This window comes from Croceivirga thetidis (assembly GCF_012272815.1).
Lineage (GTDB): Bacteria > Bacteroidota > Bacteroidia > Flavobacteriales > Flavobacteriaceae > Croceivirga > Croceivirga thetidis.
Genome location: NZ_JAAWWL010000001.1, coordinates 1,687,990 through 1,709,492, shown reverse-complemented (window position 1 = coordinate 1,709,492; position 21,503 = coordinate 1,687,990). Strand labels below are relative to the sequence as shown.

19 protein-coding genes are annotated in these 21,503 nt (G+C 40.3%); 9 read left to right on the top strand and 10 right to left on the bottom strand.

Annotated elements, in window-relative coordinates:
• Positions 1-2: 2 nt before the first annotated feature.
• The 5 genes from HCU67_RS07655 to HCU67_RS07635 form a co-directional block, all read right to left on the bottom strand.
• A complete protein-coding gene (locus tag HCU67_RS07655; protein ID WP_168551968.1) occupies positions 3-1,097 on the bottom strand; it encodes a pentapeptide repeat-containing protein in 1,095 nt (364 codons plus the stop codon).
• 73 nt (positions 1,098-1,170) lie between these two features.
• A complete protein-coding gene (locus tag HCU67_RS07650; protein ID WP_168551967.1) occupies positions 1,171-2,007 on the bottom strand; it encodes an NmrA family NAD(P)-binding protein in 837 nt (278 codons plus the stop codon).
• 24 nt (positions 2,008-2,031) lie between these two features.
• Complete coding sequence (locus tag HCU67_RS07645) at positions 2,032-2,523, bottom strand: anthrone oxygenase family protein (protein ID WP_168551966.1); 492 nt, start codon at positions 2,521-2,523, stop codon at positions 2,032-2,034.
• Positions 2,524-2,547: 24 nt separating this feature from the next.
• A complete protein-coding gene (locus HCU67_RS07640; RefSeq protein ID WP_168551965.1) occupies positions 2,548-2,943 on the bottom strand; it encodes a DUF5367 family protein in 396 nt (131 codons plus the stop codon).
• Positions 2,944-3,042: 99 nt separating this feature from the next.
• The gene (locus HCU67_RS07635; RefSeq protein WP_168551964.1) at positions 3,043-3,900 is read right to left on the bottom strand and encodes an AraC family transcriptional regulator; all 858 of its coding nucleotides are present in this window, start codon (positions 3,898-3,900) and stop codon (positions 3,043-3,045) included.
• A 160-nt stretch (positions 3,901-4,060) separates the two neighbouring features.
• Here HCU67_RS07635 and HCU67_RS07630 point away from each other — a divergent pair, with 160 nt between their 5' ends.
• The gene (locus tag HCU67_RS07630) at positions 4,061-5,383 is read left to right on the top strand and encodes a vanadium-dependent haloperoxidase (protein WP_168551963.1); all 1,323 of its coding nucleotides are present in this window, start codon (positions 4,061-4,063) and stop codon (positions 5,381-5,383) included.
• 36 nt (positions 5,384-5,419) lie between these two features.
• Here the strand turns inward: HCU67_RS07630 and HCU67_RS07625 are convergent, their stop codons facing one another.
• Positions 5,420-5,755 (bottom strand): winged helix-turn-helix transcriptional regulator, encoded by a 336-nt coding sequence (locus HCU67_RS07625; RefSeq protein WP_168551962.1) that lies wholly within the window; start codon positions 5,753-5,755, stop codon positions 5,420-5,422.
• Positions 5,756-5,864: 109 nt separating this feature from the next.
• Between HCU67_RS07625 and HCU67_RS07620 the strand changes: the two genes are divergently transcribed.
• Genes HCU67_RS07620 through HCU67_RS07605 form a run of 4 tightly spaced genes read left to right on the top strand, consistent with a single transcriptional unit; the run spans position 5,865 to position 9,471 of the window.
• A complete protein-coding gene (locus HCU67_RS07620) occupies positions 5,865-6,851 on the top strand; it encodes a zinc-dependent alcohol dehydrogenase family protein (RefSeq protein ID WP_168551961.1) in 987 nt (328 codons plus the stop codon).
• Between the two features lie 9 nt (positions 6,852-6,860).
• Positions 6,861-7,730 carry a DUF4437 domain-containing protein gene (locus HCU67_RS07615; protein WP_168551960.1) on the top strand — a complete coding sequence of 290 codons (870 nt, stop codon included), beginning with the start codon at positions 6,861-6,863 and terminating at the stop codon, positions 7,728-7,730.
• A complete protein-coding gene (locus HCU67_RS07610; RefSeq protein ID WP_168551959.1) occupies positions 7,727-8,545 on the top strand; it encodes an SDR family NAD(P)-dependent oxidoreductase in 819 nt (272 codons plus the stop codon). Before HCU67_RS07615 ends, HCU67_RS07610 begins: the two co-directional genes overlap by 4 nt.
• A gap of 2 nt (positions 8,546-8,547) precedes the next feature.
• The gene (locus tag HCU67_RS07605; protein ID WP_168551958.1) at positions 8,548-9,471 is read left to right on the top strand and encodes an LLM class oxidoreductase; all 924 of its coding nucleotides are present in this window, start codon (positions 8,548-8,550) and stop codon (positions 9,469-9,471) included.
• A gap of 14 nt (positions 9,472-9,485) precedes the next feature.
• Here HCU67_RS07605 and HCU67_RS07600 read toward each other — a convergent pair whose 3' ends face one another.
• Positions 9,486-11,906, bottom strand: a complete 2,421-nt coding sequence (locus HCU67_RS07600) for a glycoside hydrolase family 3 C-terminal domain-containing protein (RefSeq protein WP_168551957.1) — start codon at positions 11,904-11,906, stop codon at positions 9,486-9,488.
• A 79-nt stretch (positions 11,907-11,985) separates the two neighbouring features.
• Here HCU67_RS07600 and HCU67_RS07595 point away from each other — a divergent pair, with 79 nt between their 5' ends.
• The 3 genes from HCU67_RS07595 (at position 11,986) to HCU67_RS07585 (ending at position 15,987) form a co-directional block, all read left to right on the top strand.
• Positions 11,986-12,696, top strand: a complete 711-nt coding sequence (locus HCU67_RS07595; protein WP_168551956.1) for an NUDIX hydrolase — start codon at positions 11,986-11,988, stop codon at positions 12,694-12,696.
• Between the two features lie 78 nt (positions 12,697-12,774).
• Positions 12,775-15,177 (top strand): penicillin acylase family protein, encoded by a 2,403-nt coding sequence (locus HCU67_RS07590; protein ID WP_168551955.1) that lies wholly within the window; start codon positions 12,775-12,777, stop codon positions 15,175-15,177.
• Positions 15,178-15,987 carry an alpha/beta fold hydrolase gene (locus HCU67_RS07585; RefSeq protein ID WP_168551954.1) on the top strand — a complete coding sequence of 270 codons (810 nt, stop codon included), beginning with the start codon at positions 15,178-15,180 and terminating at the stop codon, positions 15,985-15,987.
• Between the two features lie 6 nt (positions 15,988-15,993).
• Here HCU67_RS07585 and HCU67_RS07580 read toward each other — a convergent pair whose 3' ends face one another.
• Together HCU67_RS07580 and HCU67_RS07575 are read right to left on the bottom strand one after the other, a co-directional pair.
• Positions 15,994-18,708 (bottom strand): carboxypeptidase-like regulatory domain-containing protein, encoded by a 2,715-nt coding sequence (locus HCU67_RS07580; RefSeq protein WP_168551953.1) that lies wholly within the window; start codon positions 18,706-18,708, stop codon positions 15,994-15,996.
• A 25-nt stretch (positions 18,709-18,733) separates the two neighbouring features.
• The gene (locus HCU67_RS07575) at positions 18,734-19,564 is read right to left on the bottom strand and encodes a GLPGLI family protein (protein WP_168551952.1); all 831 of its coding nucleotides are present in this window, start codon (positions 19,562-19,564) and stop codon (positions 18,734-18,736) included.
• A 238-nt stretch (positions 19,565-19,802) separates the two neighbouring features.
• On the opposite strand from HCU67_RS07575, the gene HCU67_RS07570 reads away from it, so the two are divergent.
• Positions 19,803-20,372 carry a hypothetical protein gene (locus tag HCU67_RS07570; RefSeq protein WP_168551951.1) on the top strand — a complete coding sequence of 190 codons (570 nt, stop codon included), beginning with the start codon at positions 19,803-19,805 and terminating at the stop codon, positions 20,370-20,372.
• Here the strand turns inward: HCU67_RS07570 and HCU67_RS07565 are convergent.
• Positions 20,369-21,484: a hypothetical protein gene (locus HCU67_RS07565; protein ID WP_168551950.1), complete on the bottom strand. Its 1,116-nt coding sequence runs from the start codon at positions 21,482-21,484 to the stop codon at positions 20,369-20,371. The two genes, HCU67_RS07570 and HCU67_RS07565, sit on opposite strands and share 4 nt — an antisense overlap.
• Positions 21,485-21,503: the final 19 nt, after the last annotated feature.

Below are 21,503 nucleotides of genomic sequence, written 5' to 3'. Positions count from 1 at the left end.
GCTCATTCAACAACGCCTGCAGCTAGTAATTGGCCATACAATTCTGGGTCTGAATTTTTTAAGCTTTCAAACTTCTCTTTTTGCTTGCGAAGCTCCCTTTCAGCTTTTGATTCAGCGTCGGTTCCCAATTGCCATTTTTCAATGGGGTCTAAAATCTGGTCGTCTAGATTTGCAAGTAAGTGTTCCTGACTCTTATACCTAAAAATGGACAGTACCGATTCAAAAGCGTTCCAATGCTCAAACATCGAATATTCTTGTTCACCAGCTACCAATATTGGAGCAATGGGAATTGAAGGGAAAGAAGGGATAATAACAGATAATTCTTGAGGTATACTTTTGGCATCCGACAAATCAGCAATTATAAATTTTGAAAGGCTAGCCAGTAGCTGAATAGTCTCGGTCAGGTTTCGATTGTTCGAGGGTTCAAAATCGAAAATTATAGGGGCAAAGTCCTTTTTACGAAGGGTTTCTCGAAGGGCATCCAATACTTGTTTTCGTTCTTCATAAAATCGACCCAAAATCAAAACTGCTTTTGAGGTCACTGTTTGAATTACGTCACGTAGCTCGTTATTGGCCAGAAGCAAATAAATGAACTGGGCCATTTTAATATCATCGACCGTAACCTCAGCTTCTTCATCTGCAGTAATCACCAAACTCGATTGGTCTTTGGGGGTCCCAACCAAATTCCAAGTAGAGATACCATAGACCCTCGCACTTTTCAAATTGGCGCCTTCAATTTTTGTCTGCGAAAAAAGTGACATCTGTAGATTGGAGCTATGTAAATCTGCTTCACTCAAATCCGCACGACCCAAATAAGCTCGGTATAGATTTGCTTGTTTTAGATTGGCATTGATAAGATTTACCCCGTTTAGGTTTGCGCGATACAATTGGGCTCCCTCTAAATTAGCGCCCGACAAATTAACATCCCTTAAATTGATTCGCCGTAAATCCGCATTTTTAAAGTTGATTCCTCTTAAGTCAGCACCCAATAAATCAGCACTTTTTAAATCAACTTCCACCTCTGGTTCCTTGCTACGCCATTCGTTCCAAGCTGCTGTTCCGTTCTTAAGTAACTCAAGTTGTTTATTGTCTGCCATTATCTACTTATCGGGATTAAATTAGACAAAAAAAGCAGACTAAAAGCCTGCTTTTTTAGGAACCAAAGATTAATTATATCGGTACTGCAGAATTCCAAATACCGGTTTGGGCAGTCTTGGCTGCAAATTCTGAAAAGTCAGTTGGTTTTCTACCCAGTAGTCTTTCGATGTCATTAGTAACGACTTGATTGTCTTCATTGTCCAATACTTCGGTAAATAGATATTCCATTAACCAGACTACATCTCCAGGTATTCCTTGCTGTTTCATTCCCTCGACATAGGCTTCCAAACTGATAGGGATGAATTCTAAATCCCTACCTGATGCTTTGGCAACTTCAGCGATTACCTCTTTAAAATTCAATAAACGCGGTCCGGTAAGTTCGTAGATTTTTCCTTCATGACCTTCATTCAATAATACCTCAACAGCAGCATCAGCCAAATCATTGGCATCTACATAAGGAGCTTTTAAATGAGCCTTTGGTAAGGCCACTACTCCTTGTTGAATGGGTTCTAAAAAGAAGCTTTCGCTAAAATTTTGATTGAACCAACTCGCCCTGATAATCGTTGTATCAATACCAGAATCCAAAACGATTTGTTCACATCGTTCTGCTTCTACTTCGCCTTTACCTGAAAGCAAGACCAATTTTTGGATACCCTTTTCCTGAGCTACTTTGGTCAAAGCAGCAATCGCCTCTTTTGCACCAGGAACGGCCAAATCTGGTTGGTAGGTGATGTAGACTTTTTCCATCCCATCAAACACCTCTGGCCAAGCTGCAGGATTGTGCCAATCAAAAGCTGGGGTTTCTCTTCGAGAACCAACCCGAACATGATGCCCTAGCTTGTTCAATCGCTGTAAGATCCTTCTTCCTGTTTTTCCATTTCCACCTAATACTAAAATGTTTTGTTTCATGATTTTCGATTTTTGAATGTATACTTATTTATTAATTCCTGCTATGATGAGCATGGCGAACGACACCATCGATGCCAATACCCGAATCAAGTGAAAGCGATTCCATGGAATTTCAAATCGCTCTCGAAGGGCCTTTAGTTCTTCAGTTGAACTAGTAGTCAAATCGGTCTTGTCCAACAATTGATTTAACGGAACATTGCCCATAACCGTCACCAGAATCACGCCGAAGAAATAGATGCCTACCGCTACCAATAACAGTCGAAAATGTTCTGGTGAGACCGTCTTATTAAAAAACAGTGCAGCCAGCCCAACAAAAAACGAACCGATAAAGACCATAAAAAAGAGTGGGTTTTCAATACTCCGATTCATTTTTTGAAAGGACTGCAGGTACCCTAGGTCGTCCAATTGTCCAATACCAGGTGTTACTGCGTTGCCCCATGTGAAGCAAAGACCTGCGGTGAGACCGATTAATAAGGTGGCCGCAAATAAGCTCAGATTGCTTGTTGTTAATTCCATAATTCATTTTATGATTTTGATTGATTAAATAAACTCGGTTGTTCTTTTTTTTTTCAAATGCCCAAATAAGGTTGCAACCCCAATGAAAAGGAGCCCAATACACCAAAAACCTGGGTCAGCGTAAAACTCTAAATGACTACCACCATTGGGAATAATAAGAAGGGGTACCGTTATAAGTGCATCCAACAATGCTGCAATAAAGAAAAAGGTAAGTCCGACCCAAAAGCCTTTTGTCTTAGCACCTTTTAAAAAGTAAATTTTAGTTCCAAACCAGACCAACGGAATAACCGTTAAAAACAATACCAAGTTGGCTTGAAGTTCTGCATCATGCAATATTGGAATGAAGAACGACAGTGTAAAAGCACTAACACCAAAGAACCATATTACCACTCCAATTATAATTGCTCTAATTTTTTCCATAATCGCTTGTTTTTTAATTACAAGACAAAACTAGAATGGTATTGAACCAGGGATTTGTTCAAAAAGGATTATGATTTGTTCGAAAAGGAGAAAGCCCTTTTATGCCTTTATTTCACTGGGCCGGAAACCGAACTTTTTATTGAAGGCATTTGAAAATGAACTCAAACTATCGTACCCCACGTGCCAGGCAGCCTCCTGAACGGTTGCCTTTTTACTTCGAATAAGGTCATGGGCAGCCGTCATGCGCTCATTTTGAAGGTATTTAAAAACCGGAACGCCGAAGAGTTCTTTAAAGTCTTTTTTTAGTTTAAAGGTGTTCAAACCGATTTGTCTGGAGAGCTCAGTTAACGACGGTGGCGCATCCAAATTTTTGGAGAGAATTTCTTTCGCCTGAAATAACTTTTCACGTTCTACAAAATTGATATCCTTAGAATCCAATAAGGATAGTTGCCAGAAAAAGTGGGATAACAATGCAGTAATCTGACTTCTGAAAAACATCATTTTCGCTTTTCCTTGATACTGATTGTTAAAGATATTGTTGACAATCTGTTCCATTTCAGGGGTCATAAAAAAGCGAGGGCCTTCGACATACGAATCTGAAGGATTCACCAATTCCTGCAATAAATCAGTAAACAGCTCCCCCTCTCCGTTAGGTAGGTTCTGCAAATTCTTTGGTGCAGTTGCAATCAATATACATTCCAATGGTTTATTTGGAGAAACCGTATGGATGCATTCTACAGTTTCATCGGCAAAAAATGAAATGGCAAGGCCTTTGGTATTGTCATATTCATTTTGTTGAGCACCATTCTGCATATTCAAATGCACATTACCCGCCCCATAAAAAGCAACAGCAATCAAGGGTTCATCAAACTTGCACGAATCAATAATGACTTTATCTGAATTGGCTTCTTCAACCAAAACAATAAAATCATTGATGTTTATAGTATCGCGGGTCATGGCAATGTAAAATACTTAAAATGGAAATTGATTCAAAGTTTAGTCTCAATATGAACCGAAATAATTCCAAAAACATTGAAAACAGTACCATTGACACATCGTTAAGACTAATACGTTCATTTTTTAAATACCTTTTAATCAACAATATAGCTGTTGAATCATGAAAAAAAACAAAACATATTTTGCCCTCTCGCTCACCATAATATGCTTCATTAGTGGTTGTAAACCTAAGGACGTTAATGTTCAAGACTTTCAGTCCAACGTTCTAATCTCTTGGAATGAAAAGGTAATGCAAATTGCCAAAGAGGAAGATGGACTTATGACCTTAAAAGGATTGCGCACAGCTACCTTGATGCACTTAGCAGTTCATGATGCCTTAAATTCTATTGTGCCAAAATATAGGGCCTACAGTTATGAACAAGAGGTAGTAAACGTGAATCCCATGGCTACTGCCGCCTTTGCGATGTATGAGATTGCGACCCAACAATATCCAGACCAAAAGAAGGTATTCGACGAACTATTAAGTGCATCGCTAGTCAATTTAGAGGAAAAGGATAGTTCTTTAGCCAAAGAACTTGGAACTGCCAGTGCCACAGCTATACTTGCCAAGAGGACGAACGATTCTTGGAATGGGGAAGCTGAATATACTTGGCATCCAATGGCCCCTGGAGTATATGCTGAATTTAATAAGCATAGTGGGACACCAGAAGGTTTTATTTTTGGTGCAGGATGGGCAAGAGCAAAAACCTTTATGTTGCCAAAACAAGACCATTTTCGGTCGCCACCACCACCTGAGATAAATAGCGCTGATTATACCAAGGCCTTTAATGAAGTAAAAACCGTCGGTAGTCATAACAGTACTACAAGAACCGATGACCAAGCGCATCTGGCCATGTGGTGGAAAGACTTTGTGGAGAATTCACACAATCGACTAGCACGTGAGCTTATTCAAAAAGAAAAGCTGAACCTATGGGAGGCGGCAAGGGTTTTCGCCTTGATGAACATGACGGTCTATGATGCGTATATCAATGTCTTTGACAACAAGTTTCACTATAATCATTGGCGCCCATACACGGCCATTCGTTGGGCCGAAAATGATGAAAATCCCGATACCGTTGCCGATACCGAATGGAGCAATCTACATAATCATACCTATGCCTTTCCATCTTATCCTTCGGCACATGGCACAGCCAGTTCCGCTGCCATGACCGTTTTGGCCGAAACGTTATCAACTGGCGATGACTATGACTTTACCATGGTGACTGCAGCGGTTGAAGAAGCTGGCCCGTTCTCCGAAAAGGTGAAGATGCAACCTCCAACCCGCAGTTTTTCAAGCTTTTCAGAGGCAGGGCTCGAAGCTGCCATGTCAAGAGTTTATTTGGGTATTCATTTCAGATATGATTCTGAAGAAGGGCATCGATTGGGTAACAAAATTGGCAACTATGCTATTGCAAATTATTTGCAGCCTCTGGAGAAAAAATGAAGTTGATTTAAAGTCAAATCGAATTTTTCTAAACAGTTAATCACTATAATTCTCTACAACAAAATCACCCCAATCGGCAATTGACTGTAAAAGTGGAATCAAGGTCCTACCAAAATCAGTGAGCGCATATTCAACACGCAACGGGGGTTTTGAGGTAAAAACGGTTCGGGTGACCACACCATCTTCTTCCAATTGCCTCAGTTGTAAACTCAAGGTGCGTTCAGTAACCCCTATCATTTTCTTGCGCAATTCACTATAGCGTAGTGGGCCTTCAATTAAGTAAAATAGAATAACCGTCTTCCATTTTCCCCCAATAATGCCCATGGTCACACTGGTACAACAGGGGTATTCTTTTCCTTTTATTTGATACATGTGAACGAACCGTTAAAATTGATACTATCCTTTTTGACCGTTATTGCAAAGCTATACAACCCTACTTATGTTTGCAACTATAATTTTTATAGTTTATTAAAACAACGCCATGAAAGCAATGATCATTACCGAATACGGAGAGAATTCTGTCTTCGAAATGCAAGAAATAGAAGTTCCAACCCCAAAATCAGGAGAGCTCTTAATTAAAATAGCAGCATCAAGTGTAAATACGGTAGATACCATGATTCGAAAAATGGGGAGCGACCTTCCTTTATCGCCAGAAACACCTGCCCTTTTGGGAATGGACTTCGCCGGAAAAGTAGTGGCCGTAGCCCATGATGTTTCCGATTTCAAGGTTGGAGATGAAGTGTATGGGTGTGTTGGAGGATTGGCCAGTTTACCTGGAACCCTTGCCGAATATATTGCAGCAGACAATCGGCTAATCGCAAAAAAACCAAAGAATATTGGCATGCAGGAAGCTGCAGCAATTCCTCTGGTGGGCATTACAGCATATGAAGGTTTGATTCGTGCTGGCATCAGATTTGGACAAAAAGTATTGGTTCATGGTGGTTCTGGTGGTGTGGGTCATATTGCCCTACAATTGGCCAAACATTTTGGTGCTGAAGTCTATTCGACTGGCGGAGGTGAAAAACAATTGGAGTTGATTGAACGATTGGGTGCCACTGGTATTAATTACAAGACCGAAACTGTTGAAGACTATGTAAATAAATACACCGATGGAAAAGGATTCGATATTGTCTACGATTCTGTTGGCGGACCAAACCTCATCAATTCTTTTAACGCAGCTGCCCTAAATGGTCATATAGCAACAACAGTGTCGCTATGCGAATTGGATTTGTCAACTGCCCACTTTAAAGGACTTTCATTACACGTAGTCTTTATGTTGATACCTATGTTGCACAACTTCAAACGTGAAGAACACGGAGAAATCCTTAAAAGTATTGCTGAAGTAATAGAGCAAGGAGATTTAAAACCTATCTTGGATGAGCAGTCTTTCTCCCTAGCTGAAGCAGGAAAAGCCCATGCACGCTTAGAAAGTGGTCTGGCCATGGGAAAGGTAGTTATTGAACACTAACAAAATCCAATGTTTTTAAAATTGAAATTCCCCCTTTTCTTGGTTGCAGTTTTGTTTTTAAACGCTTGCAATGAAAACAAAACTGGCAATAATCAAAATGGAAACAACAGCCCTATTTCAGTAGCGAATCCAACAAACAAAGTGCTGTTACGTTCTGAAATTGTATGGCAAAAGTTGAACCCAGCAAGGGGCGACCAAAGCCCTCAAGCTGGAACTATTTGGGGCGATAGAAATGGTGAAGTTGCCACAGGTTTTCTGGCAAAGTTTGTTGACGGCTTTTCCTCTCCTCCACATATTCATAACGTAACCTATCGGGCGGTGGTTATTAAAGGAGCCATTCATAACGATGACCCCAATGCCGAAAAAATGTGGATGAAACCAGGTAGTTTCTGGACCCAACCACAAGGCGAAGCACATATTACAGCAGCCAATGGTGAAGACAACATTGCGCTCGTTGAAATAGATAAAGGGCCTTATTTGGTAAAACCAGTTAGTGAGTCTTTTGATAATGGCGAACGACCCATTAACATAGACGCTTCAAATGTTGTTTGGTTAACCGATGAAGAAACTAGTTGGATTGCCAAAGAAAGTGAAGCGAAATTAAGTTTTCTATGGGATGATGGTGAATCAATAGGCACTTTTGTAAAGTTGCCAAAAGGGTTCATGGGTAACATTGAAACTGAAGGCACAGTTGTGCACGGTGTGGTTATATCGGGTGAATTGAATTATGTCCTTCCTCAAAACGCAGTGATAAAAACATTAGACCCAGGGAGTTCATTTAGTTCCACTTCTAAAGCAATCCATTCCGTTTCAACTCAAGAAAGTGAAGTGCTTCTATATATCAGAACGAACGGAACCTATAAAATAAATAAACAATGAAATCAATCTTAATCACAGGAAGCACCGACGGTATTGGCAAATTAGCTGCCAAAAAACTTGCTAGGGAAGGTCACCAGATTTACATCCACGGACGCAACAAAGAAAAGATTGAGGGGACCATAGACGAGATAAGAAAGGAATCTGGTTCTATGAAAGTTTTTGGTGCCCAAGCTGATTTATCGAATCTTAAGAAAGTAAAGGCCTTCGCAGAAAAGACCGCCTTTCAACTATCAAAACTTGATGTACTCATCAACAACGCCGGAGTCTTTAAAACACCTCATCCACATAACATTGGGGAACTCGATATCCGTTTTAAGGTAAATTACTTAGCTCCTTATGTATTGACCCGAGAAATGTTACCGCTGCTAAAGAAATCAGCAAATTCAAGAATCATAAACCTAAGTTCGGCAGCACAAGCCGCGGTTTCAACGGATGCACTGCAAGGCACAATATCGCTAACGCAACAAGAAAGCTATGCACAAAGCAAATTGGCACTGACCACGTGGAGTTTTGATTTGGCCAAAAAGTTCAAAGATGTTTCTGTTATTGCAGTAAATCCAGGGTCACTATTGAACACAAAAATGGTGAAAGAAGCCTACGGAAATCATTGGTCACCTGCCGATAAGGGCGCCAATATTTTGTTTGACTTGGCAGTGTCTCCTGAATTTGAAGGGGAAAGTGGAAAGTACTTTGACAATGACAAAGGCGACCCACGAGGGCGGTTCGCAGAAGCACATCCAGATGCGTATTCCGAAGCTAAAATTGAGGGATTACTGAAGACTACGGAACTAGTGCTTTCCAATCAAAATTCTTGACAATGTCGGTTTTTAATGAGGTCGCAACAAAAGGGAAATTAACTTTAGGGTTGGTCTTTCCCATAGAGTCCTACCAAGGTTCAATTGCCAAAATGGAAAACCAAGAAGTCTTGGCCAAACGAGCGGAAGTGCTGGGATTTAAAGCATTATGGTTTCGTGATGTGCCATTCCATGACCCTACCTTCGGGGATGCTGGACAACTTTACGACACTTGGGTTTATATGACCCATATCATGAACCAAACCAATCAAATCGCCCTGGCATCGGGAAGTATTATTTTGCCCCTACGCCATCCCGTACATACCGCCAAATCTTTGGCCAGCATACAGTTACTTTCAAAAGGGAGGGTACTCTTGGGGGTTGCCTCTGGTGACAGACCCAGTGAATTTCCCGCTTTTGGAAAATCCCTTTCAGAAAAGAGTGAGTTATTCAAGGATAGTTTCAATTACCTAAAGACCCTGCAAGGTAGTTTTCCGGTCTTAAACGGTTCTGACTATGGACAATTAAATGGCACTATAGACCTGGTTCCGAAATACGAGACAAAAACCCCTATGTTCGTAACTGGTCATTCCGGACAAAACTTGGATTGGATTGCGGAGAACGCAGATGGTTGGTTGTATTATCCTAGAAATTTCGATTTTTTAAAGAAGAGCATGCAAGATTGGCAAAACAGTCTAGAACGAACTGAACAATCTTGGAAACCATACATGCAATCACTCTATATCGACTTGATGGAAGACGAGAAGGCTATGCCAAAACCCATTCATTTAGGTTTTCAAGCTGGTTCCGAATTTTTAGTTTCCTACATCAAAAACCTCGAAAATCATGGAGTAAACCATGTCATACTGAACCTTAAATACGGTTCAAGACCGGCAGATGTGGTTGTAGAGGAACTAGGAGAAATGCTTGTGCCACACTTCTCCTAATCGCACTATAAAATTTAAAGCTCCAGTTCAGAAGTTTTACGAATGTCTCTTGAAGAGGAACCAACTTTAATTTGATACGCCCCATTTTCCAAGGTCCAATTGTCGGTTTTCTCATTCCAATACCGCAATTCCTTTACTGGAATCTTTACCGATATACTATCGATAGCTTCAGGCTGTAGAAGCTTGGTTTTTATAAACCCCTTTAATTCTTGAATTGGTCTGTCGATGTTGGAATTCAGTTTTTCAACATAAATCTGGACAACTTCCTTGCCAGCTACCTCTCCAATGTTCTTAATGGTAAGGCTAACGTTGATGGTATCATTTTCAGTTAGTACCGAAACATCGCCATACTCAAAATCCGAATATGAAAGTCCGTACCCAAACGGATATGAAACATCCATTTTTGACTTATCGAAATGACGGTATCCCACATAAATATCTTCTTGGTATTGCGTATAATCTTCGTCTTTAACCCAAGCTGCCTCTAGCTTTTCTTCCGGTGGAAAAAGTAAGGTCGTCATCATATCCTTCATATTCCAGAGCTTGGGATTCTTTGGAAAATTGGCATGTGACGCATGATCCCCTAAATTGATTGGAAAAGTCATGGGTAATTTTCCGCTAGGGTTCTTTTTTCCACTTAAAATATCAGCAACGGAATTCCCGCCTTCTTGTCCGCCTTGCCAAGCCAGCAATATAGCATCGGGTAGGTCTTTCCAAGAAGCGGTCTCGATTACCCCACCAATATTCATGACCACCACCAACTTCTTACCTGCATTGTGAAAAGCTTCGGTTACCATTTTTAACATTGATTGTTCATTTTCCGATAATAGAAAATCATCTTTTTCCTTTCGGTCACCGCCTTCACCAGCATTTCGCCCTAGGGTCAAAATACCCACATCCGTGGTTGCAATGATTTCATTCAATTGTTCTGTGGTATAATTCATTTCAGGTGGAGAAAAAGGGTTGAAAATCGCTTCCATTCCTTCAGGCTTTTTAAATCCTTCTGGATTGGTATTTCTATGGTTTGCAAAAGCAACTTTACCAGCTTCATTAATTTCAAATCCAGCATTGGCCAATCCTTCTTCCAATGAAATGGTATAGGCTTCGTTCACATCGCCCGAGCCGGTTCCGCCTGCAATAAATTCATAAGAAGTGACCCCTAATAAAGCTATATTTTTAGTATTGGTCAAGGGTAAGACCCCTTCGTTTTTCAAGAGCACCATTCCCTCTGCAGCTGAATTCCTAGTTACTTCAGCATGCTTTTTCAGATCAGGATTTTCTTGATAGACATAATCCTGCATCTTTCTACTCTTAAAAATCAAGGTCAATATGCGGGTGGCAGCCACATCAATTTCTGTTTCGGACAATTCACCATTTTCATAAGCTTCCGATAATGCCTCCCACTGTTTTTTAGTTCCTGGTTCCAACAAATCATTTCCTGAGGCTATTTGTGCTGGTGGATTTTTACCCCCAAACCAATCGGTCATGACCAAACCTTCAAAGCCCCATTCTCCCCGTAAAATGTCGGTCAAGACTTCTTTATTCTCTGAAGCATAGACACCATTAATCTTGTTATAGGATGACATGATGGTCCATGGTTGTGACCGTTCAACAATATGTTCGAATCCTTTCAGATATATCTCGCGAAATGCCCTATCAGAAATGCGTACATCATTTACCATTCGCTCGGTCTCTTGATTGTTGGCCACAAAATGTTTGACCGCGGTTCCAACCCCATTACTTTCAATTCCATTGACAATGGCAGCGCCCATATAACCTGATAACAATGGGTCTTCAGAAAAATATTCAAAATTTCTGCCACATAGGGGATGCCTTTGAATATTCGCACCCGGACCCAAAATCACGTCAATCCCATACTCCACGGCTTCGTTGCCCATGGCATTTCCCACTTCATAAATCAACTCCTCATTCCATGATGACGCGAGCAAGGTCGCAATCGGAAAAGCAGTGCAGTAATAGGTTCGATCCTCACCTTCCCTTTCAGGAAGAATACGAAGACCCGCAGGACCATCAGAAAGGTAAACAGTAGGGATTCCTAATCGAGGTGTAGGCACAATAGTTCCAACAGCTCCCGGTATGCCTCCTGGTTCACTTTGCCCCATGGCAGAAGCAATACCTGATCCTTTCAATAAATGTATTTTCTCTTCAATTGTCATCTGTGAGAGTACATCTGCTACCCGAATCTTGATGGGAAGTCGGTCATCTTCATAGGTGTCGAGCTTACCATTTCCATTCCTATCGAGATACACATAATCCATATCCTTCAGTGTTTTCAAATCTGTTTGCTCGGTATAATCACCTTCAAAATCCAAAAAACTGTTGCTGATATATCGGAAACCGAAAAATGCGGCAATACCAAATAGCAGAAGCAATACCCCCAAGATTTTTGCACCTAGAATAAACTTTTTCTTCATGATATTATATTTGTGGCTTATCGTCACAAATATAGATTTTTATTTGTGACGAAACGACACAAAACAGTATTTTTGAACTATGGGGATTGAAAAGGTACTGGAATATCAAGGCAGGGACTTCTTGCCCAACCTTTCGATTGATTTAGTTATTATCGGTTATCAAGAAGGTGCACTTAAATGCTTGTTATTGAACATTGCGGACAAATGGGTACTACCAGGAGGTCATATTAAAATCGAAGAATCGGTCGACACCGCAGTACAACGAATTTTGAAGGAGCGTACCGCTCTTGAAAAGCCACATTTTAAATTTTTGAGTGTTTTTGGAGATAGCAATCGAAATTTCTTGGCGGAATTCAAGGCTTTTTTTGAAGAAAGAGGATTACCGTGGCAAAAAGACCACTGGCTCGCCCAACGCTTCGTTACCCTAGCATATTATTCTTTGGTAGATATTGAACAATTAAGTCCCAAACCGGGTGAATTTGATGAGGCCGTGGACTGGTTTAGTTTTGATGAATTACCTGATATGGGATTGGACCATGAATCTATCATCCTAAAAGCAAGGAATCGTCTAAAAGAGGATATTCAGCGTGAACAGCTGACGTATAATTTGCTGCAGGAAGAATTTACCATGCCTCAATTGCATCGACTTCACGAAACCATATTAGGCGAAAAATTGGATAGAAGTCGATTTCAAAAGAAAATGTTGGCAACGAATCAATTTGAACGCTTGCCCAAATTAAAAAAGGAGACCCCAGGTAGTAATCCTTACCTCTACAGGCGTAAGAACTAGTCCGTATCGCCTATTATTTTAGGCACTGAACTACATAAAACACTATTCGCTATCTTTAAAAACCAACCGCTAAAGAATATGTCTTTGCACCGCTTTTTCATTTTTGGACTCTTTTTGCTGGTTTTATCTTGTAAAAAAAGTACCGATATCTCAGCTCAAACCTTAGTAATTGAAGGTTTACAGGATGACGTTGAAATTGTTCGTGATGAATGGGGTATCAACCATATTTATGCAAACAACCAACACGATTTGTTTTTTGCCCAGGGCTATGCCGCTGCAAAAGACCGTTTATTTCAGTTTGAGATTTGGAGAAGACAGGCAACCGGCACGGTTGCGGAACTCCTTGGTGAGCGCGAATTAAAGCGTGATATCGGAACCCGATTATTCAAATTTAGGGGAGACATGACTTCTGAAATGAACTATTATCATGATGAAGGAGTTGAGATTATTACTGCATACACCGATGGGGTCAATGCCTATATTAATGAAGTTTTGGAAAATCCGGATTCTCTACCAATTGAGTTCAAAATACTAAATACCCTTCCTCAAAAATGGACTCCAGAAGTGGTGATTTCTAGGCATCAAGGGCTTTTGGGCAATATTGGACAAGAACTACAAATTGGTCGGGCCGTTGCAGCAATTGGAGAAGAAAAAGTAAAGGAGCTCTTATGGTTCCACCCGAAGGAACCAAAGTTATCATTAGACCCTGCAATCGACAAATCCCTGTTATTTGATGATATTCTCGAATTGTACAATGCTTATCGAAAACCAGTGGCTTTCCAACCTGAAGATGTTGTTGAAAAATACCGTAATACCTCAACCACCACAGCCCTTTTGCAAAAGAGCCAAATCAAAACTGACTCCTTGGCATTGGGTAGCAACAATTGGGTGGTCAGTGGTAAACTTATGGAAGATGGAAATACCTATATGGCCAATGACCCACATCGGACCATTGCAGTTCCTTCTTTGCGTTATATGGCGCATTTGGTTGCTCCGGGATGGAATGTAATCGGAGGCGGAGAACCTGAAATACCTGGTATTTCAATTGGACATAATGAATATGGGGCATGGGGACTTACGGTTTTTAGAACCGATGGTGAAGATTTGTATGTCTATGATTTAAATCCTGAGAATCCTGATGAATACAAGTATCAAGGAGAATGGATACCGATGACAACATTTACAGAAATAATTCCTGTTAAGGGGCAAGAAGCCAAATCCATTGAATTAAAATATACCTTACATGGTCCGGTCACCTATGTTGATGAAGAGCACCTTAAAGCCTATGCCGTTCGTTGCGCTTGGCTTGAACCAGGAGGTTCTCCGTATTTAGCATCACTTCGTATGGACCAGGCCAAGACTTGGGAAGAATTTCGTGAAGCTTGTAACTACAGTCATATTCCTGGTGAAAACATGATTTGGGCCGATGCAGCAGGGAACATCGGATGGCAAGCTGTCGGAATTGCCCCCATCCGAAGAAATTTTAGTGGTTTGGTACCAGTTCCTGGGGATGGCCGATACGAATGGGATGGTTTTCTACCGATTATTGAAAAACCGAATGCCTATAATCCTGATAACGGTTTTTTGGCCACAGCGAACCAAAATGTAACCCCAGAAAATTATGAACATTGGGATGCAATCGGCTTTTCTTGGTCGGACCCATATCGAGGCGAGCGGGTTGAGGAAGTACTGGAATCTGGAAAAAAAATGACAATGGAGGACATGAAGGCCCTACAAGTGGATTACACCTCACTACCGGCCCGTCAATTGGTACCGCTATTGAATGATTTAGTTTTTAGTGATAAGGCTGCCAATGCCAAGACAATGCTCATGGATTGGGATTACCAATTACTACCCAATTCAATTGAAGCAGCCATTTATGTGGAATGGGAAACGCAACTCAAGGAAAAAGCAGAAGGGCTGTTCATTCCTGAGGAAGCTAAAAAGTACATTACTGCCCTACAACTTAAAACGGTTATGGATTGGATTATAAATCCTAACAAAAAATTTGGACCAAATTCAGAATCCGTTCGAAACCAGTTTATTTCGGATGCCTTTAAGGATGCTTTGGTCAGTCTTGAAAAACGATTGGGCAGCGACATGGCCCAATGGCATTATGGACAAGAAAAAAATAAACACACCTATATGTCACATGCTTTGGGTTCAGTTGTAAAAGACAGCTTGAAGGATAAAATGAACCTTGGACCACTTCCGCGAGGGGGAAATGGTTACACACCTGGGTCAACGGGCAATAACGATAGGCAAAGTAGTGGGGCCTCTTTCCGATTGATTGTGAATACTGGCGACTGGGATACTGCCGTAGGCACCAACGGACCAGGTCAGTCCGGCGACCCTGATAGTCCATTTTACGACAACCTTTTTAAATCTTGGGCAGAGGATCAGTATTTTCCTGTTTTCTTTTCAAAAGAAAAAATTGACTCCGTTGCTGCTGACATATCCATTCTTAAACCTAAGAAATAGATGACTATCAAATATGCCCTACTTCTGGTCCTGACCTTTTTATTTCTAAATCAACAACAAGCCCAAGAAAACTACTCGCACCATTTCACCTCTCATGATGGAATTAAAATTGCGTTTACAGATGAAGGTTCGGGTCAAACCATAGTCTTACTTCATGGATTTATCAATTCGGGTAGCTCATGGAATAAAAGTTCGGTAAAGAAAGAATTACTTAAATCAGGTTACCGCGTAATAGTGCCCGATTTACGTGGTAATGGAAATTCAGACCAGCCAGAGAATGGAGAAGCCTATCAAAATAATGCAGAAGTCAAAGACCTTGTCGCTCTTGCCGATTATCTGAAACTAGAGCACTATTGGGCAATAGGATATTCTAGGGGTTCCATTGTATTGGCCAAATTACTGACTTTGGATGATCGAATTCAAAAAGCAATCATCGGAGGAATGGGAGCCGATTTTACCAACGCTGATTGGGACCGAAGATTGGCCTTTGCAGACGCCTTTAGTGGTAGGGCCGAGTTAACAGAACTTACCCGTGGAGCTGTGAATTATGCTACTTCTATAGGGGCAAATTTGAAAATTTTGGGATTGCAACAAGACTACCAACCGGTTACTTCGCCAGAAGAGCTTTCAAACATTTCGATTCCAGTACTTATCATTTGTGGCGATGTTGATACCGATAACGGTGACCTAAAAGAACTACAAAAGCTTATCCCCAAAAGCAACCTGAAAATCGTTACTGGAGATCATAACAATACCTACAAACAGGAAAATTTTGCAGCAGCAAGCTTGGAATTTTTCAATTCCAATTGAATTTTTTTACAAGGAATATACCATACGGAAAGTCAAAAACCTCGGTTGAATAAAGGTCTCCGCAGTGAAAGCTGATATATTATTGGCATTGTTACGCACCTGGGAATCAATATTTAAAATATTGGTTGCCTTGATTTCATATTCCCATTTGGCATCCCGGTCTTTGCGATACGCTAATGTCGCATTCCAAGTTTGAAAAGACTGCGAAGAGCCATTTCCCAAATCTTGAGTGGTATACGTGTAATCTGACCTTAAGGTCACTGATTTCCAGATATACGCATCAAAATCAATTGAAGGGGCATTGGTTACAAACTTGGTCTCCCCTCCACCTTGATTATTGTTCGTTACGCTGTATCGATATCTGAAGGTAACATTAGGTGCAATCTTAAAATTAGTGCGTAGCCCTGGGGTATACGTCTGGGTGAAACCTTCATTCAGTGAACGTAAGCCTTGAATAAATTGATTAATCCGACTGTAATTAAAACTGGTGTTCAAGGTTGCTTGAACCTTTCCGAAGGTTCGCTGAACCCTACCAAAAAAACTCAAGTTCTCATCAGCAAAAGCAGAATTGAAAAACGAACTGGTACGAATTACATTTTCAAAATCGGTAAGACTTCTAATCTGATCAATATTATTGGAGTACGCAGCGCGCGCAAAGACATTGGTATAATTAAAAAGATTAAAGCTACTATACAACAAACTTACATTGTGCGACAAAGCATTCTGCAATTCAGATTCACCAAACTGGATATTGCTGAAGTTATTGAGCACCAATCCTTCTGCAAGCCTGGTCACATCAGTAAACTGATTTCGCATATCATAGCGCAATGTCAAGGATTCGCTTTTCTTTAAATCAATTCTCGTTTCAAAATCAGGAAGAACCCTAATAAAATTATCTTCAAATGTTTCACCAAACTGTGTATTCTGATTGCCATAGGCATGGACCGAAAGCCCAGGAGTTATCGTAAACTTGCCCGTCTTGAGCCTGTAACGTACACCTAAATACAAATCACTGAAATTGTATTCAGTGTCATTTTGCAATCTACCTTCATTTATTAAGGCGTTAGGTTCAAAAACGCTCCCATCATCCAAAAACTGAAAAATGGACGAATTGAATTCTTGGTTACTCAAAATCAAGCCTAAGGTAAAATTCAAGTTACTCTTGGCGTTCAATATATTGTAATAGTCAAGCTTGGCATCCAATTGATTGGATTGAATTCTGCGATTTTGGTCAAAATTGTAGGTGGATTGTTCTGTATTGAAACCCAAAGCTTCTGCTGTCGAATCAAATGCATCTTCAGCCCCTGTTTGATTGACTAATACTGCATTGTAAAATGGGTCTTCATCCTTTAAAAGGTGTTGCGCCTCAAAAGCGAAAATGTTGTTTTCGTTTAGGGTATAATAATAATTCAGGTTTTGGTTGATGCTGTAGGGTGTAAAATCGTCTTCTCGAACCGTATTCCCGATGACAGAAGAAGAAATTAATTGACTTTGGCGATCGCTCGAAATTCGTGCCAACACATCATAGTCAATTTGATTGCTATAGTTTGGCTGGAAAGAAGCACTTAATTTTAGAAGGCTTTGTTCCGAACGTTCCCGGCCAAACTGTTCCGTAGCTTCATCAGGAATCCCCAAATCAGGATTCGTATACTGGATAAGGCTGGATTCTTGGGATAATATTCGACTGCTGTTGTAGATAAAAAAACCACTCAAGTCCAAAGTTCCGGACGGTGAATAGCTAAAATTGGCCGTAGCCAGTTTGCTTTCAATTTCCAATACATTTTGTTCGTTGGTCAGAAAATTGAGGCTGTTATCCCCTAAGTTAATATCGGTGCCACTATTTCTACTGGGCACTCGAAAACCTCCACCAAAATTTCTAATGTCCCTTCTGGTTAAGGCAACTTCTCCAGTATTGTTCAAATCGCCAATAAAATTTAGCGTGTATTTGGGACTGTAATAGAACAGTTTTGGCTGCAAGAGATAGAGTTCATTATCAGGCGAGGCACCTGAACCTGCGGTTATATCTCCGAACCAGAAGTTCTCCTTTCCCTCCTTGAGTTTTATGTTAATCGCTACATTGTCTTGGTTGTTGCGAACACTGCTTAATTGACCAACCTCTGAGTAATTGCGTAATACCTGAATCTTATCGACAGCTTTTGATGGGATATTCTTTGAGGCCAATTTGGTGTCACCATCAAAGAAGTCTTTACCGTTCACCATCATTTTGTTGACTACTTTACCCTCTACCTCAATCTGACCATCTTCATTGATTTCAACGCCTGGAAGCTTTTCCAACACGTCTTCTAGTTTTCGTTCCGTTCCGTCTTGAAATGAATCTGCATTATATACCAAGGTATCACCATTAATTTGCACAGGCATCTCATAGATCAGTTCTACCTCATCCAATTGGTTTTCAGGGGTTAGAACAAAATCTCGGGTAATATCAGATTCTTGGGTTTCAACAATTTCTTTCAGGGTCTTCATCCCTACATAACTTATCTGAATCTCATATGTGGAATTTTTGCCCAGTTCAATAGAAAACCTCCCTGAATCGTTGGTAATACCGTAGGAAGCCATTGTATTGTTGCTTTGATCAAAAGCCAATACATTAGCTAGTTCTAGAGGTGCATTTAAGGTGTCTCGCACAACTCCCTCCAGTTTTATTTGAGCATAAAATTGTGAAGTTATCAGCAATGCACTGAACAGAAAGAGATTTCTCATGATTTTGGAATCGTCAAGACTTCGGTTACCTACTCCTTCTCCTACCGCGATTCTCCATCATCTCCTTCATCTTGTCGAGAACAGTGACTTGGTATTCTGTTTTGTCAACGATTTTTCCTTTATCTGGGGCCACAATCTTTAAATTATCCTTCGGATTCATAATGATTTTAGAACACAACATTGTGGTATTACCGGCATTTACTTCCAAAATCAATCCGGGCAATCCCCAATATTCAGCAGGGCCATGTGAAACTGGTATTTGAGGAGTGTACCATGCCACTACTTGGGTCATATCAATTTCCGGAGTTGTGGCCGTAGAATCATTTTGTTGGGCCTGTTGTCTTCTAAGTTTGCCCCAGGAGAAATCAAACCATGTTAATTCGTCAGTTGGCACTAAAGCTGAAGCCTTGAAACACATGTATTGTCCAATTTGTTTTGTTTCGGACCCCATATTCCAATCAAATTCTTGCAGTCCATCTTTCACTAAGAATTTTTTACCATAAAACTCTTGGGTCTGCACCAATTCGTTCGCCTTTACATTTTTATACTGCTCTCCCCTAGCAAAGTTTTTACCCCAGGAATCTGTCGCACCTGATATGGCATCTAGTTTTTCTTCTTCATTGAAAACCGACTCTTCTTTGTTAAAATTTAGGGTGTATGTCTTTTCCAACCGGTTTTTTAACCTCGCCTTTATTTGCTTCTTCTGGGCTTCGCTCATTCGTGCTCCCCAGTTTCCCAACTCCATTGTTGATTTTGAAAGGTAAATTGCTTGGCCTTGAAACTCTTGTGTATTGGGAGTGAATGATACGATAAGCAGCACTACAATTGCAAAAAGAGGAAGAAGAATTTTTTTCATGGTTTCAATCGATTTAGTTTGTTTAACGAATTTAATTTTTACTTAAACAATCATACCCTGTTTATCATAACATTAACACGAGAAATTGTTAAAATGGATTCTTTAAATCAAAAACAATACTGTAACGCGTTGATTATGGACACTTTGAAGACTATTGTTTTCAAAAGAGAGCTAAAAGCTTCTAGTGTATTCCAATAAAAAAAATCCAATATATTAGCCCCAACTAACCATATAAATAATGAGATTTTCTTTACGGAATTTACTCCTGTTAGGTGTATTGGCAGAAATAATCATTTTCGGCTATTGCTACTTGACGGAACCTAATTTGAATGAAGTATTCAGACATTCGGCCCGATTTTCTGGTCGTTTATCATTCATCATTTTTCTTGGTGTATTCGTACTATTTGCTTTTGGATATCCACGACCGATCCGTGAAAACCACCGTCTTAGAAATTGGTTGCTACTATTTGCTGTGTTACATCTAATACACTTTGGTTTTTTAGCAACAAATATTTATCTCAACGATATTCCATTGGTGCCAAAAAAATTGGCTGGTGGGGCACTGGCATATCTAATGATCGTTTTGGCTCCTTTTGTCTTGCATAAAGTAAAGTTGGGTTTTCAACTGGTGTATTTCTATTATGTCGGCATTGTAATGGGTGTGACCTATCTGGCTCGCATAAGAGGAGATTTTCAAGGTGCCGAACCATTTTGGTTCCACCATTCGGCAATAGGGATACTTATAGGTTTTATGCTTTATTTTGGGATTCGGATTTTTAGGACCTCACGGACGAAAAATTCACCTTAAAGCTTCCATAATACTCCAAGACCCGCATATTGATTTGTGTACCCGCGAAAAGACCTCGCAGTCAAGTCAATTGTATTTGTTTCGCGAAATCGGCTATAAACTGTTCCTGTAAAGAACAATCCCTTCAATGGTAACTGATGTTCAAAATTCAACGAAAAATCAGTGTAGGAATAAGTTAGGGCATCTTCTGTACCTGGTGCGAGTATAGAAGTGTAGTCCCGTATTTGGTATTTTATTGATGCGTTGATTTTCGTTTTATCATTGTCGAATTTCAACCGGAGACCAGGACCATATTGGTTAAACCCGGATTGCCCTTCTAGCCTATCATAACGGCCATAGTAGGTCAGTTGTGGTTCAAGTTCAAGATATCCACCAATTGGTAATTCGTAAAATAAGTTTGCCTTAAAATAATCCCAATCACGTTCTCCACTTGCAGGACTTTCCTCCGTATTAAAGGTTTTGTACAGCCGTTTTTTATAGTAGGCAGTAAACCCAAACGCATGTTCATATCGATTAGGACGAAACTCTTGCTTACTGGCTAAACGCAGCCCCAATTCATTAAATTCTAAATCACGAACCCCATAAGAATCAAAGTTTTTAAAGTTATAGAAACCTTCAAAGGTGGTTTTGTTCTGTGGAATAGGTTTGAGCTCAACTCCACCCGATGCGCCATAGTTGGTATACCCTAAAGGATTGACCAAAACATCTTGTGCACCGTCTAACCCTTCACGGTTCATTCGCACAAAAGTCAATGCTCCCAACAACTTGGTTTTTTTCGATATTTTGTGGTCATACTTAATGTCTGCATCAAAGCTCCAATAACTATCACCCATATTTTCTTGAAAAAGTCGTACAAATGGAGAGACTGAAATTCTAACGCGATTGGCTTTCCACTTGTATCTGTAGTCATAGTCAAAGAATATGTCTTGATAAGCACTACTAGAAATCAAATCATTCTCGTTTATTGCCGTGCCATTAACTATCAATTCATCAGGGCTTTTAAAGTAGTTGTATTCATAGCCAGCCTGAGTGCCCAATTCAAAACGATGTCGTTCTTGTGCGTAGCTTACTGAACAAATCAAAACAGTCAATAATGCGAATATATATTTCATAAATTTTTTTTTGAAGTTT